The organism is Actinomadura rugatobispora, from assembly GCF_042656285.1.
Taxonomy (GTDB): Bacteria; Actinomycetota; Actinomycetes; order Streptosporangiales; family Streptosporangiaceae; genus Spirillospora; species Spirillospora rugatobispora.
This window is the reverse complement of record NZ_JBHSON010000164.1, coordinates 1-14,470: the sequence shown is the minus strand read 5'-3', so window position 1 is coordinate 14,470 and position 14,470 is coordinate 1. Positions and strand designations below refer to the sequence as shown.

The 14,470-nt window shown below is 73.3% G+C and carries 8 protein-coding genes; 2 read left to right on the top strand and 6 right to left on the bottom strand.

Features of this window, described 5'->3' with window-relative positions:
• Window positions 1-163: 163 nt before the first annotated feature.
• From ACFPZN_RS53985 to ACFPZN_RS53975, 3 genes are all read right to left on the bottom strand, one after another.
• Window positions 164-1,162: a PDR/VanB family oxidoreductase gene (locus ACFPZN_RS53985; RefSeq protein ID WP_378292829.1), complete on the bottom strand. Its 999-nt coding sequence runs from the start codon at window positions 1,160-1,162 to the stop codon at window positions 164-166.
• Between the two features lie 107 nt (window positions 1,163-1,269).
• Window positions 1,270-2,280, bottom strand: coding sequence for an asparaginase (locus tag ACFPZN_RS53980; protein ID WP_378292827.1), 1,011 nt, complete (start codon window positions 2,278-2,280; stop codon window positions 1,270-1,272).
• A complete protein-coding gene (locus ACFPZN_RS53975) occupies window positions 2,280-3,113 on the bottom strand; it encodes an alpha/beta fold hydrolase (protein WP_378292825.1) in 834 nt (277 codons plus the stop codon). Before ACFPZN_RS53975 ends, ACFPZN_RS53980 begins: the two co-directional genes overlap by 1 nt.
• 272 nt (window positions 3,114-3,385) lie before the next feature.
• Here ACFPZN_RS53975 and ACFPZN_RS53970 point away from each other — a divergent pair, with 272 nt between their 5' ends.
• A complete protein-coding gene (locus ACFPZN_RS53970; protein ID WP_378292823.1) occupies window positions 3,386-4,708 on the top strand; it encodes an MFS transporter in 1,323 nt (440 codons plus the stop codon).
• Window positions 4,709-4,824: 116 nt separating this feature from the next.
• Here the strand turns inward: ACFPZN_RS53970 and ACFPZN_RS53965 are convergent, their stop codons facing one another.
• Window positions 4,825-5,691 (bottom strand): sensor histidine kinase, encoded by an 867-nt coding sequence (locus ACFPZN_RS53965; RefSeq protein ID WP_378292821.1) that lies wholly within the window; start codon window positions 5,689-5,691, stop codon window positions 4,825-4,827.
• Window positions 5,692-5,882: 191 nt separating this feature from the next.
• A complete protein-coding gene (locus ACFPZN_RS53960; protein ID WP_378292819.1) occupies window positions 5,883-10,085 on the bottom strand; it encodes a HAMP domain-containing protein in 4,203 nt (1,400 codons plus the stop codon).
• 214 nt (window positions 10,086-10,299) lie between these two features.
• On the opposite strand from ACFPZN_RS53960, the gene ACFPZN_RS53955 reads away from it, so the two are divergent.
• The gene (locus ACFPZN_RS53955; protein WP_378292817.1) at window positions 10,300-13,233 is read left to right on the top strand and encodes a helix-turn-helix transcriptional regulator; all 2,934 of its coding nucleotides are present in this window, start codon (window positions 10,300-10,302) and stop codon (window positions 13,231-13,233) included.
• Between the two features lie 33 nt (window positions 13,234-13,266).
• Here the strand turns inward: ACFPZN_RS53955 and ACFPZN_RS53950 are convergent.
• Window positions 13,267-14,470, bottom strand: a 1,204-nt coding sequence (locus tag ACFPZN_RS53950) for an ABC transporter permease (protein WP_378292815.1), incomplete at its 5' end; no start/stop codon positions are given.

Genomic DNA, 14,470 nt, shown 5'->3' with positions numbered 1-14,470 from the left:
CGGCGCCTCCGCCCGGCGCGGCCGTCCGGGCGGAGGCGCCGGTGGGGGCGCGGCGCGGGCGGCGGGCCGCGGCGCCGGGCGCGCCGTTCGGGGTCTCAGCGGTCTCGGCCAAGGCTGACCTCCAGGTTCGTCGGGGTGAATGCGGGGGCGGCGGCCGGGGTGCTCACAGGTCGAGCACCAGGCGGGCGGAGCGGGACCGGGAGACGCAGACCATGAGCGTCTGCCCCGCCTCCTGCTCGGCGCGGGACAGCAGCGAGTCGCGGTGCTCGGCCGTACCGTCGAGGATCTTGACCTCGCAGCTGCCGCAGACGCCCTCGCGGCAGGCCGTCGGCACCGCGATGCCGGCCTCGTCCAGGCAGTCGGCGATCGGGCGGCCGGCGGGCACCGGGACGGTGATCTCCGAGCGCGCGCAGACCACCTCGAAGGCCCGCTCGGAGGCCGGGTCGACGGCGTACTCCTTGGCCTGGAAGCGCTCCAGGTGCAGGGCGCCCTCGGGCCACGCGGCGGCGCAGCGCTCCTCGACCGCGTCCAGGAGCCCGCCGGGACCGCAGCAGTAGACGGCGGTGCCCTCCTCCGGGCGGCCCAGCAGGGCGCCGAGGTCGAGCGGTCCGCTCTCGGCCTCGACGACGACGCCGACCCTGCCGCCGCGGCCGGCGGGGTCGTGCGGCTCGGCCAGCTCGGCCAGGTCGTCCAGGAACGCCATCGTCTCCCGGCGCCTGCCGCCGTAGGCCAGCCGCCAGTCCGCTCCGGCCGCCTCGACCGCGTTGACCATCGGCAGGATCGGGGTGATCCCGATGCCGCCCGCGACGAACAGGTAGCGCTCGGCGGGCACCAGGGCGAAGTGGTTGCGGGGGCCGCCGACCTCGACCAGGTCGCCGGGCCGCAGCTCGTCGTGGACGTAGGCGGACCCGCCCGCCGAGTCCTCCTCGCGCAGGACGGCGATCTTGTAGGTGCGGCGGTCCGCGGGGTCGCCGCACAGCGAGTACTGGCGGACCAGGCCGGGGAGTTCCAGGTCGATGTGCGCCCCGGGCCCCCAGGCGGGGAGCAGGCCGCCCTCGGGGTCGGCGAGCGTCACCGACAGCACCGCTTCGGACTCCCGGCGGAGCTGCTCGACCCGGAGTTCGAGCACTCCCTCGCCGGGGTCGTCCACCGGTTCGTTCACGTCGGCCTCCGTCGGGATCGGGGGTGGGATCACTGTGGTCGGTACTATGTACGGTCTAAAGTACGGAGTCAAGTTGAAGCGTCCTGACCTGCGAGGACGGTGCTCGATCAGGCGTCGTCGAAGGCCGCCTGCGCGGCGGCGGCGTCATCGCCCCGGGCGAGGGCCAGGCTGAGCAGGACGCGCGCCTTCCACGGGCTCAGGTCGCCGGACGCGACGAAGCCCCCCGAGCGGATCGGGCCGTGCGCCACCACCCGCCCCGACCCCGCGCGCGCGGCCTGGCACACCAGGACCCCCGCGTCGGCGGCGCGCTTCAGCGCGGCCCACTCGCCGGGTGTGGGATGGCCCGCGCCCAGCCCCGCGTGGACGATGCCGCGCGCCCCGGCGGTCACCGCCGCCTCCACCAGCGCCCCGTCGGCGCCGAGATAGGACGCGATCACGTCCACCCGCGGCGGCGCGTCGGGCAGCGCGTCCAGATCGAACCGGGCGCGGGGGGAGGAGGGCGCCGGGCGGCGGCGCAGGACCACCGCGCCGTCCGCGTCGGTGAAGCCCAGCGGCCCGAACGCGGGGGAGCGGAAGGCGCCGCGATGGTAGGTCGTCGCCTTGGTCGCGTCCCGGGCCGGCAGGATCGCGTCGTCGAGCGCCACCAGAACCCCGCACCCGCGCGCCCCCGGGTGCGCCGCCACCCGGACCGCGCTGAGCAGGTTCGCCGGCCCGTCCCGGCCGAGCGCCGACGCGGGACGCATCGCGCCCGTGACGACCACCGGGACGGAGTCGCCGTCCAGGACGCGGTCGAGGAAGTAGGCGGTCTCCTCCAGGCCGTTGGTGCCGCAGGTGACCACCACGCCCTCGGACTCGGACGCGGCCCGCCGCACCAGCCGTGCCAGAGCCGTCAGGTCGGCCAGGGTCCACGCGTGGCTCGGCGGGAGCTGGGCGCGGCCGGGGTCCGCCCACGGCACCGCCCGCACCTCCGCGACCCCGGCCAGCTCCGGGAGCCCCGCGAGGATCTCCGCCGGGGTGATCCGGCGCCCGCTCTCGCCGTAGGACACCAGGTCGAGCCGGTCCCGCCCGACGGCCTCGATGGTGCCGCCGGTCGGGATCCACGTCACCCTCGGGGCCATCACAGCACCTGGCCGAGGAAGCGCGCCACCGCCGCGGCGAACAGGTCGGGACGGTGGTCGGCCGAGGGGACGCCGGTGCCCGGCAGCAGTTCGGTGCGCGCGCCGAGCCGTCCGGCCAGGGCGTCCATGTCCGGCCGGGAGAACTCGTCGAGCTCCCCGCACATCACCAGTGCCGGCGCGCGCACCAGACCGATGCGGTTCTCCATCTCGTAGGCGTTGACCGCCCGGTGCCCCTCCTCGACGCGGTCCAGGACGTTCAGCGCGTCCCGTACCAGGCGGTCCAGCAGGTCGGGGCGGTCGTCCGGGTAGTACGGCCGGCGGTTGTTCCACAGGTCGATCAGGTGCGAGCCGTCCGGCCGGGGCGTCACCTCGTCGATGGGCGGCCGTCTCGCGACCTCGGCCCGCCGCGCGGCGTCCACGTAGGGGACCCCCGACAGCACCAGGGCGCTGACGCGCTTGGGCGCGCGGGCCGCCACCTCCGTGGCGATCACCCCGCCGGTGTGGTGGCCGACCAACGCGACCCGGTCCAGTTCCAGGGCGTCGCACAGCGCGAGCACGCCCGAGGCGAACAGCTCGATGCTCCAGGGGCCCGCGGGCCGGTCGGACGCGCCGAATCCCAGCGTGTCCATCGCGATCGCCCGGAAGCGGGCGCCCAGGAGGGGGAGCACGTCCCGGTACTCGTCCCACGAACGCGGTGTCTGGTGCAGGAGGAGGACCGGGGCGCCGCGGCCGTCCCGCACGTAGTGGATCAGCCCGTGCGAGGTCGCCGCATATGCTCTCACCTGCGGGATCCCGGCCGGCGGGCCGGGGGTGACCGCCGATCGCTCGTTCACTGTCGACCTCCGGAGATCGGTGTCGGTACGGATGCTGTCAGTACTTTGTACGGTTCAAAGTAGAAAAAGACCAGGGATTCATCATGGCGCAGCGGCGCGAACGCTCCGACCTCGGTAAATGTCACCCGGGATTCATCGGACGGCCGCCCCTTGACAAGCGTTCTTTGTGCCGTACATAGTACGGCAAGCTCGGATGAACGCCACCGGCACCGGGCCGCGATCCCGCCCCCGGGATCGAGGCGTTCCCCGTCCCTGTCCTTCGGAGGGCGCCCATGACCGCCACGACCACCGCAGCACGCCGGCGCACCAAGGCCGCGCTGGGAAGCTGGGTCGGCACCACGATCGAGTACTACGACTACGCGTGCTACGGCCTCGCGGCGTCGATCGTCTTCGGCGATCTGTTCTTCCCGGCGGACGACCCGCTGGTGTCGACACTGCTGGCGCTGTCCAGCTTCGCCGTCGGATACCTGTCGCGACCGCTCGGCGCGCTGATCTTCGGCCACTACGGCGACCGCCTCGGCCGCAAGACGGTCCTGGTCGCGACCCTCGTCCTGATGGGCTTCTCGACCCTCGCGATCGGGCTGCTGCCCGACTACGAGTCGATCGGGATCGCCGCGCCGGTGCTGCTGATCATCGCCCGGATCCTGCAGGGCGTCTCGGCCGGCGGCGAGTACGGCGGCGCCATCCTGATGACCGTGGAGCACTCCGGCCGCGAGCGGCGCGGGTTCTTCGGCTCCCTCGTCAACACCGGCACCACCGCCGGCCTCCTGCTGGCCAACCTGGTGTTCCTGCCGGTGTTCGCGATGGACGACGAGGCCATGCTGGCGTGGGGCTGGCGCATCCCCTTCCTGCTCAGCGCGCTGCTGGTGATCGTCGGTCTCCTCGTCCGGCTGGCGGTCGAGGAGACCCCCGAGTTCCACGAGGTCAAGCAGGACCGGGCCGTGCACCGGCTGCCGGTCGCCGACCTCTTCCGCGACCACTGGCGGACCGTGGTCCTGGTCGCGTTCGCCATCGTCTGCGCGGGCACCGCCTTCACCATGGCCACGGTGTACTCCCTCTCCTACGGCAAGAACGGCCTCGGGCTGAGCAACGACAGGATGCTCTCCGTCCTCCTGCCGGCCACCGTGGTCGTGCTGGTCTGCGTGCCGCTGTTCGGGCGGCTGGCCGACCGGATCGGGATCCGGGCCGTCTTCCTGGGCGGGGCCGCGTCGCTGGTCGTCCTGCCGTTCGCCTGGTTCGCGCTGCTGGACACCGGTGAGTACGGCTGGATGCTGCTCGGCTTCGCGCTGCTGTTCGTCGGCTACTCGGCCAACTACGCCGTCGTCCCCGCGTACTTCTCCGCCGTCTTCCCCTCGGCGATCCGGTACAGCGGCATGTCCATCGCCTTCACCATCGGCCTCATCGGGAGCAACGCCATCGCCCCTGCCCTCGCCACGTCACTGCGGTCGGCGACCGGCGGCTGGCACGCCATCGCGATCTACATGGCGATCGTCGCGCTCATCTCCCTGGCCGCCGGGCTGTTCCTGCGCCTGCCGGACGAATCCCGCGCCCCCCGCCCCGCCGCCCGGACGGCGTCAGTCCCCCCGGGTTCCTGACGGGACCTGCTTCCCGGACGGCATCCCGCCCGCGGTGGCCCTCCGGCAGCGCCTCCGTGCCGATCGCACGGCCCTGGCCTGAGCCCGCCGGCTCAGCCCAGGGCCGTCCGCGACGATCAGTGAGCGTCGCGGCGGGCGCAGGGGAGCCGCAGGACGAAGCGGGCCCCGCCGCCGGCGGACCCACCCACCTCGAGCGTGCCGTGGTGGGCGTGCGCGATCTCGCGGCAGATCGCCAGGCCCAGGCCGGTACCGCCGCTGTCGCGCTCACGCGAGGCGTCGAGCCGGACGAACCGCTTGAAGATCCGCTCCCGGTCGGCCGCGTCGATCCCGTCGCCGTCGTCGGAGACGATCAGCTCGGCGCCGTCCCCGTCGCGGCGCACCCCGATGGTCACCGTGCTGTCGGCATGCCGCTGGGCGTTGTCCAGCAGGTTGGCCAGCACCTGGGCCAGCTCGCCGCGCGCGCCCATGACGATCACACCGGGCTCGAGCCGCAGCTCGTTGGCGAGCCGGTCCGGCCGGCGGGCGACCTCCGAGGCCACGAGCTCCGCCAGGTCGATCGCCTTGACCTTCCTGCCCCCGTTGCCGTTCTCGCTCCCGGTGGCCTCGAACCGCGACAGCATGAGCATGTCGGTGATGATCGACTCCAGCCGCTTGACGTCCGAGAGCGTGTCCTCGATCAGATCGTCCATCCGGGTCTGGTCCGGATGCAGTCGCGCCTCCTCCAGACGGGCGCGCAGGCCGGTGATGGGGCCGCGCAGCTCGTGCGAGGCGTCGGAGGCGAACCGGCGCTGCCGCCGGAGCGCCTGCTCGAACCGCCCCATGCAGCGTGCGACCGAGCGGGTGAGCCGGGTGACCTCTTCGTCGCCTTCGCCGTGGGATGTGAGCATGTCGTTCTGCATGCTTCGCGGGCCCTCGTCACCGTCGGTTCCCGGCAGTGAGTCGAGCGCCTCGACGTACTGGCGCAATCTGATCAGCTGATCCATTCGGAGCCGTGTCCTCGGTTCGCCCGGCGCCTTGTCCGACCGCGACGGGCGCGTTCTGGTACACCTCGATCCTCGTCGATGGCCCCGTCCCCGCATATCGCACATCCATGCGGGGTTGCCTGCACGGACGCCGATGACCATGGCCCGGCGGCCCCGCGGACGCCTTCCCCGGCCCCCGGGTCACAGGCGGATCAGTCGTCACCGCGGTCGCCCGGGGCCGCCGCCGCGGCGTCGCCGGACGGCTCGGCGCCGGCGCCCTCGGGATCGAGCAGGGAGCGGGCGACGCCGAGCAGCACGCTCACATCGGCCGGCTTCTGGACGTACTCGTTGGCGCCGGCGGCGAGCACCTTCTCCCGCTCCCCGGCGATGACCTTGGCGGTGAGCGCGATGATCGGGAGATCGCCGTACCGGGGGTCCTCCCGGATCGCCCGCATGGTCTCGTAGCCGTCCATCACCGGCATCATGATGTCCATCACGACGAGCGAGACGTCCGGGTTCCGTTCGAGCGCCTCGAGGCCCTCCTCGCCGTTCATGGCGTGCACCACCGACATCCCCGCCCGGCCGAGGACGTGCGTCAGCGCCGTGATCATGCGGGGGTCGTCGTCGACGATGAGGACCTGCGAGCCGGCCGGCGGCCGTGCCGCCTGCTCCGGGCGGGTCCCGTGGGACGGCTGCGCCGCCCGGGCCGCCGCGCGGCGCACGCTTCCGTCGGCCGTCCGGGCGTCGGGCACGGCGGCGATCGGCCGTGGACGCGCGGGCGCGGGCGCGAGACCGGGCTCGGGCTCGGCGGCCTCAGCGGATCCGGCGGCCTCGCCCTCCGAGAGCTCGGCCGGGGCGCCGAGACGCGGCCCCATGGGGACGGGCTCAGCCCAGGCCGCGGCCTCGCCGCGTTGCGCGGGCTGCTCGCCCATGTCCGCCGGCAGCGGCCGCACCACGGGCACGTAGAGGGTGAAGGAGCTGCCGCGGCCCAGCTCGCTCTCGGCCGTGATCTTGCCGCCGAGCAGGCCGGCGAGCTCGCGGCTGATGGACAGGCCCAGGCCGGTGCCGCCGGTGCGGCCGCTGGGGCCGTGCGCCTGCTCGAACGCTTCGAAGATCGTGCTGAGCTTCTCCTGCGGGATGCCGATGCCGGTGTCCTCCACGGTGAAGGCGACGACGTCCTCGGCCGCGATCCCCTCGCCCGCCTCCGTGCCCCGCTCCACCCGCAGCCTGACATGGCCTTCCGAGGTGAACTTGAACGCGTTGGAGAGCAGGTTGCGCAGGATCTGCTGGAGCCGCTGCCCGTCGGAGTAGAGGTCGTGGGGGGCGTCCGGGGAGACCTCGATGTCGAAGCCGAGCCCCTGGTCCGCGGCGATCGGCCGGAAGGTGGCGTTCACGTAGTCGAGCAGCCTGGCCAGCGGGAGGTACTTGGGCCGGATGTCCATCCGGCCGGCCTCGACCTTCGACAGGTCGAGGATGTCGTTGATCAGTTGCAGCAGGTCGGAGCCCGACTGGTAGATGTTGCGCGCGAACAGCTGCTCGTCCGGGGACAGGTTGTCCTCGGCGTTGTCGACCAGCAGCCGGGCGTAGATGAGCAGCGAGCTCAGCGGGGAGCGCAGCTCGTGCGACATGTTGGCCAGGAACTCCGACTTGTACTTGGAGGCGGAGGTCAGCTGCGCCGCCTTCTCCTCCAGCTGCTCGTTGGAGCGCTGCAGCTCGGCCCGCTGCCGCTGCAGCTCCCTGGAGCGCTCCCGGAGCTGGGTGGTGAGCCGCTGCGACTCGCTGAGCAGCGCCTCCGTCCGCGAGTTGGCGATGATCGTGTTGATCGCGACGCCGATGGTGTCGACGAACTGGTCGAAGAAGGCCAGGTGCACGTCCGAGAAGCGGCTGAACGAGGCCAGCTCGATGACGCCGAGCACCTTGTCCTCGAAGGGGACCGGGATGATGACCACGCTCGCCGGCGTGCCCTCCCCGAGGCCCGAGTCGATGGTGATGTAGCCGGGCGGGGCGTGCTCGACGATGATGCGCTTCTTCTCCTGGACGGCCTGCTGCACCAGGCCGTGGCCCGGCATCTCGGCGGTGTCGACGGTCCGTCCCTGCGAGGCGTAGCCGGCGATGTACGCCAGCCCCTTGCCCGCGGCGCCGTCGCCGTCGGTGTCGGCCAGGAAGAAGGCGCCGTACTGGGCGTTGACCAGCGGGGTGAGCTCCCGCAGCACCAGGTCGGCGACCTCCATGAGGTCGCGGTGCCCCTGCATCAGCCCGGCCAGCCGGGTGAGGTTGGACTCCAGCCAGTCCTTGGCGCGGGTGGTCTCCCGGAGGTTGGAGACCATCTTGTTGATGTTGTCCTTCAGTTCCGAGACCTCGCCGCGGGTCTCGACGGTGATCAGGCGGGACATGTCGCCCTGCGTGACGGCGGAGGTCACCTCGGCGATGGCGCGCACCTGGTTGGTGAGGTTGAGGGCGAGCTCGTTGACGTTGTCGGTGAGGTCCTCCCAGATCCCGGAGACGCCGCGGACCTGGGCCTGGCCGCCGAGGTTGCCCTCGGTGCCGACCTCGCGGGCCACGCGGGTGACCTCGTCGGCGAACGCCGACAGCTGGTCGACCATGGTGTTGATCGTGGTCTTGAGCTGGAGGATCTCGCCGCGGGCGTCGACGTCGATCTTCTTGCTGAGGTCGCCCTGGGCGACGGCGGTGGCGATCTGGGCGATGTTGCGGACCTGGGAGGTCACGTTCTCGGCCATCGAGTTGACGTTGTCGGTGAGGTCCTTCCAGACCCCCGAGACGCCGCGGACGTGGGCGCGCCCGCCGAGCTGCCCCTCGGTGCCGACCTCGCGGGCGACGCGGGTGACCTCGTCGGCGAACGCCGACAGCTGGTTCACCATGGTGTTGACGGTGTTCTTGAGCTGGAGGATCTCGCCTTGGGCGTCCACGGTGATCTGCTTGGACAGGTCGCCGTTGGCGACGGACGTGGTGACCTCGGCGATGTTGCGCACCTGGTTGGTCAGGTTGAGGGCGAGCTCGTTGACGCTGTCGGTGAGGTCCTTCCACACCCCGTACCCGCCGCGGACCTGGGCCTGGCCGCCGAGGTTGCCCTCGGTGCCGACCTCGCGGGCCACCCGGGTGACCTCGTCGGCGAACGCCGACAGCGTCTCCACCATCGTGTTGATCGTCGACTTGAGCTCCAGGATCTCGCCGCGGGCGTCGACGTCGATCTTCTTGCTGAGGTCGCCCTGGGCGACGGCGGTGGCGACCTGCGCGATGTTGCGGACCTGCGAGGTCAGGTTGTCGGCCATGAAGTTGACGTTGTCGGTCAGCCCCTTCCAGACCCCCGACACGCCGCGGACGTGGGCGCGCCCGCCGAGCCGTCCGTCCGTGCCGACCTCGCGGGCGACGCGGGTGACCTCGTCGGCGAACGCCGACAGCTGGTCGACCATGGTGTTGACGGTGTTCTTGAGCTGGAGGATCTCGCCCTGGGCGTCCACGGTGATCTGCTTGGACAGGTCGCCGTTGGCGACCGAGGTGGTGACCTCGGCGATGTTGCGCACCTGGGAGGTGAGGTTGGACGCCATGAAGTTGACGCTGTCGGTGAGGTCCTTCCACACCCCCGACACGCCGCGGACCTGGGCGCGCCCGCCGAGCCGCCCCTCGGTGCCGACCTCGCGGGCGACGCGGGTGACCTCGTCGGCGAACGCCGACAGCTGGTCGACCATCGTGTTGACCGTGAGCTTCAGCTCCAGCAGCTCGCCGGTCGCCTCGACGGTCACCGTCCGGGTCAGGTCGCCGCGGGCGACGGCCGTGGTGACCAGGGCGATGTCGCGGACCTGGGCGGTGAGCCGGCCGGCCATCGTGTTGACGGCCTCGGTGACGTCCCGCCAGGTGCCGGTCAGTCCGTGCACCTTGGCGCGCCCGCCGAGCCGCCCCTCGGTGCCGACCTCGCGGGCCACGCCGGTGACCTCGCCCGTGAACAGCGACAGCTGGTCGACCATGTGGTTGACGGTCTGCCCGAGGCGGCGCAGGCCGCCGCGCAGCGGGCGGCTGTCGTCGTGCAGGTCCACCCGCTGGTTCAGGTCGCCCTCGGCGACCGCCTCCAGGACCCGGCTCGCGTTGACGGTCGGGACGACCAGGGCGTCCACGAGCGTGTTCGCGGCGTCGATCGTCGCCGTCCAGGAGCCCTGCCCGGGGCTGGCCGCCAGCCGCTCGTCGAGCCGGCCGTGGCGGACGATCTCGCGGCGGACCCGTCGCAGCTCCTCCGCGTGGTGCAGGTTGCGGTCGGCGATCTGGTTGAAGACGGTGGCGAGCTCGGCCGGGAGGCCCTCCTGGTCGGTCGGCAGCCGGACCCGGAAGTCCCCGTCGCGGAGCGCCTGCATCGCCGCCATCAGCGGATGCAGCTCGACCGTTCGGATCGGATCTGTGGCCATGAGTTTCACGCTATACCCGGAGCTGAAATTTACGTTTTCACTGATGGTGCTTGAAGGAAGATTTACATTTTTGAATTTTCTCTGCCCCGCCATTCTGATTCGGCCGGAGGAGCTTGCGCATCGCACGTTCATGTAGCCTGTGCCGCTCGTCCTCGCTGGTCGGCATGGTGCTTGGAATATTGCGCGCACGCCTGTCGCGATGTGTCATGGACTCATGGGGGTGGACGGGGGGAACGGCCGCCCGCACGACACCGGTGCGGGCCGGGACGCCCCTTTGTCGCGGCCAGGCTGGCGCGGCCGCACCCGTGAATGGCGGCCCATCGCCGCACTCCTGCGGCAGATAGGGGAGGGCCGGGGCGGCGTGGTGCTGGTGGAGGGCCGCCTGGGGATGGGCAAGACCCGCCTGCTCCACGAGGCCGCCGAGGCCGCCGCGCGAGCGGGCATCGAGGTCGCCCACGGCCCCGCCGACGAGTTCGGGCGCCTGGCTCCGCTGGCTCCGCTGGCGACCGCGCTGGGGGAGCCGGAGCTGGCGTCGCCCGAACCGGTGCCGCCGGGATCGATGTGGTCGACCGAATCGCTGTGGTCCTCGGGGTCGCCGCGCTCGGCGCAGGTGCCGGCGGGGGAGGTGCCCGTCACCGGGGCGGCCGACCTGCGGCTGGTGCTGGTGGAGCGGGTGCGCGCCCGCCTGGAGGAGCGGGCCGGCCAGGGCCCGCTGCTGATCATGCTGGACGACCTGCAGTGGGTCGATCCGACGACCCAGCTGACGCTGCGGTCCCTGGTGCCCGAGCTCACCTCCTATCCGCTCGGCTGGATCATGGCCCGCACCAGCGGGATCGGCGACTCCGCCGTCGACGGCCTGTACCGGCAGCTGGAGCGGCAGGGGGCCGCCCGCGTCGTCCTCGGGCCGCTGGACGAACGCGCGGTGGCGGAGGTCGCCGCCGACGTCCTCGGCGCGCCGCCCGGCCCGGACGTCCTCGCCATGGCGGCGAGCGCGGACGGGAACCCCTTCCTCCTCGTCGAGCTGCTGAGGGCACGCGAACGCGAGGGGGCGGCCGGGGCCGCCCCGGGCCGCCCGCAGCCGCCCTCGGCGGGACGGGTCCGGGCGAACGCGCGGAGCCGCCTGATGGCGCTGTCCGCGCCGGCCCGGCAGTTGCTCCAGGTGGCCGGGGTCCTGGGCCGCTCCTTCTCGGTGGACGATCTCGCCGAGATCCTCGGCGAGCCGGTCGACAGGCTGCTGCCCCGGCTCACCGAGGCGGTGCGGGCGGGGCTCGTCGTGCCCGCCGTGGACCGGCTGGAGTTCCGGCACGACCTGCTCTGGCAGATCGCGACCGACATGATCTCCAAGCCGGTGCGGACGGCGATCCAGCGCCAGGCCGGGGAGATGCTGCTGCGGCGCGGCGCGGTCGTCCCGGCGGCCACCTACTTCATGCGCTGCGCCCGGCCCGGGGACGCGCGGGCGCTCGACGGCCTGGAGCGGGCGGCGCGCGCCGTCCTGCCCTATTCGCCGCCCTCGGCGGCGGACCTGGCCGTCCGGGCACTGGAGCTCACCGCCCCGGCCGACGCCGATCTCCACGCACGCGCGGTGACGGCGGTGGAGGCGCTCACGGCCGCGGGACGGCTCGGCGAGGCGGTCGAGTTCGCGCGGCAGGCGCTGCGGAAGGCGCCGTCCGGGCGGTGGACCGACCGCCTGCGGTACGAACTGGCGCTGATCCTGCTGCAGAGCGGGCGGCCCGTCCAGGCGGTGACCGAGGCCGAGGATCTGCTCGCGCGGCCCGACCTCGACCCCGAGGTCCGCGGCCTGGCGGAACTGGTGGTGTTCCAGGGCCTGATGGCCTCGCACGACTTCGGGCGGGGCCGGGCCAGGGCGAACGCGATCCTCGCGGACCGGGCGGGGCACGCCGACGCCGCGGTGATGGGGGCGCTGCTGCTCAGCGCGCACCTCGCCTGGGAGGAGGCGCGGGGCGAGGACGCCTTCCGTGACATCGACGACGCCGTGCGCCTGGCGAGCACGGCGGTGCTCGGGGCCCGCCGCGCCCATCCCCGCCTGTTCCTGTTCCGCTGCCTCTTCGGGGTGGGACGGTACGCCGAGGCCGAGAGCGTCCTCCAGGACGCCGCCGCGGACGTCGAGGCCGCGGGGCCGATCGCGTTCGCGAGCGCCCCTGCCTTCTTCCGGGCCTGCCTGGCGCTGGCCGCCGGCCGCCCCGACGACGCCATGACGGAGGCCGAGTCGGGGCTGAAGGCCGCCGACGAGCTGGGCGCCCACGCGTTCGCGCTGTTCGGACTGGCCGTCCTGGCGATCGTCGAGCTGCGGCGGGGCAACGTGGAGGTGGCCGTGCGGCACGTCGAGCGCGCGGAGTCCGAGCAGCGGGCGGCGCACGGCGCGATGTACGGATCGTTCTGGAGCACCTGGGCCGCCGCCACGGTCGCCGAGGCCCAGAACGGTCCGGAACGGGCGATGGAGGGGTTCCGCAGCGTCTACGCCGACGTCCGGAACCGCCGCTGGATGCTCATGCTCGAACCCAACGCGGCGGCCTGGATGACCCGTACCGCCCTGGCCGCGGGCCGCCGGCCGGCCGCCATGGACGTGGTGGAGACCGCCCGGCAGATCGCGCACGACAACCCCGCCCATCCCGTGCTCTCCGCCGCGGCCGCCCACGCGCACGGGATCCTGCACGGGGACGCCACGGCGCTCGCCGAGGCCGGGGCCCAGTACGGCGACCCCTGGAGCGTCGCCTCCGCCGCCGAGGACCTGGGGGTCCTGCTGATCGAGGACCGCAAGGCCGCCGTCGAGAAGTTCGACGAGGCGGCCGAGGGGTACCGGGGGATCGGCGCCCTCAGGGACGCGGCCCGCGTGCGCGCCCGGCTGCGGAACCTGGGCGTACGGCGCCGCCACTGGGCCTACGCGGAGCGGCCGTCCACGGGCTGGGACAGCCTCACCGACACCGAGCGCAACGTCGCGTGCCTCGTCGCCCAAGGGCTGACCAACCGCCAGGTGGCCACCCAGATGTTCCTGTCCCCGCACACGGTCTCCTTCCACCTGCGGCAGGTCTTCCGGAAGCTCGGCATCGCCTCCCGGGTGGAACTGGCCCGCATCGCCCCGGAGGAGGCGCCCGGCGACGTCACCGCGGACGAGGACACGGCCGACTGACCGCGCCTCACTCCGAGCCGAGCGGAACGCGCCTCACTCCGAGCGCAGGGCCGCCGCCGTCCCGATCCTGGCCGCCCGCCCGGCCGGAATCAGCGCGCCGAGCAGCGCGATCGCCACGCCCGCCAGGACGGACAGGACCATCAGCGGCCAAGGGAAGATCTCCAGGAGGCCGTAGGGGAGGATGAGGCCGCCTGTGCCGGTCATGGCCGGCAGCACCACCCGGTGGGCGGCGACGCCCAGCGGCAGCCCGACCAGCCCGCCGGCCAGGCCCAGCGCCGCCATGGAGGTGAGCACCACCGTCAGGACCTGCCCCGGTGTCGCGCCCAGCGACTTCAGGACGCCGAAGTCGCGCGCCCGGTCCCGGGTGTTGAGGATCACCGTGTTGAACACCCCGAGCCCGGCGACGGCGGTCAGCCCCAGGGTCAGCAGCGTGACCAGCCCGAGGAGGACCACCCGCCCGGCCTCGATCCCCTCGGCCGCCGTGGTGGCCTCCACCCCGTCCCGCTTGAGCGCGGCGACGTAGGCGTCCGGAGACGTGCCCGGAGTGAGGGTGACCTCCAGGATCGAGAAGGCCATGCGCGCGTGCGGACCGGGGCCCGGGGACTCGGGCGCCGTCGTGCGGGCGGTGAGCGGGGTGAGGGACGCCCAGTCCGTGATGACGGAGTCGCCGCCGTCCACGAGCGCGGTTCCGACGATCCGCAGCGTGACGCTCCTGCCGTCCTTGGTCACGACGATGCTGTCGCCGATCTTCTTGCCGCCGGTCTTCAGGAACGGGTCGCCCACGACGGCCTCGCCCGGCCCGGCCAGCCAGCGGCCGCGCACCAGCCGGTGGCCGTGCCGGTCGGTGACGGAGCCCTGGTAGGCCTTCATGTGCACCGCCCGGTCGAACCCGGGCACGTGCACCTGCTCGAACCGGGTCAGCGCGACCTTCGCCGTGCCGGGCCGCCCGTCCAGCGACACCGGCCGGCCGAGATCGTTGGGGACCAGGACGTGGACGGTCTCGGTGAGCTCGGCGTCGGCGAAGTAGGAGCTGACGGACCGGTCGAGGCCGTAGGCGAACGTCACCGCCGCCACCCCGAACGCGACGGCGCTGACGGTCAGCGCGGTCCGTCCCGGCCGGGCGAACGGCAGGCCCAGGCCCAGGCTGACCGGGCGCCGCACCCGCGTCCGCGCCAGCGCCCGCTGCATCCGCAGGGCCCGGCCGCGGCGCGGCGCGCCGCCCGCGCTCACCGCGACC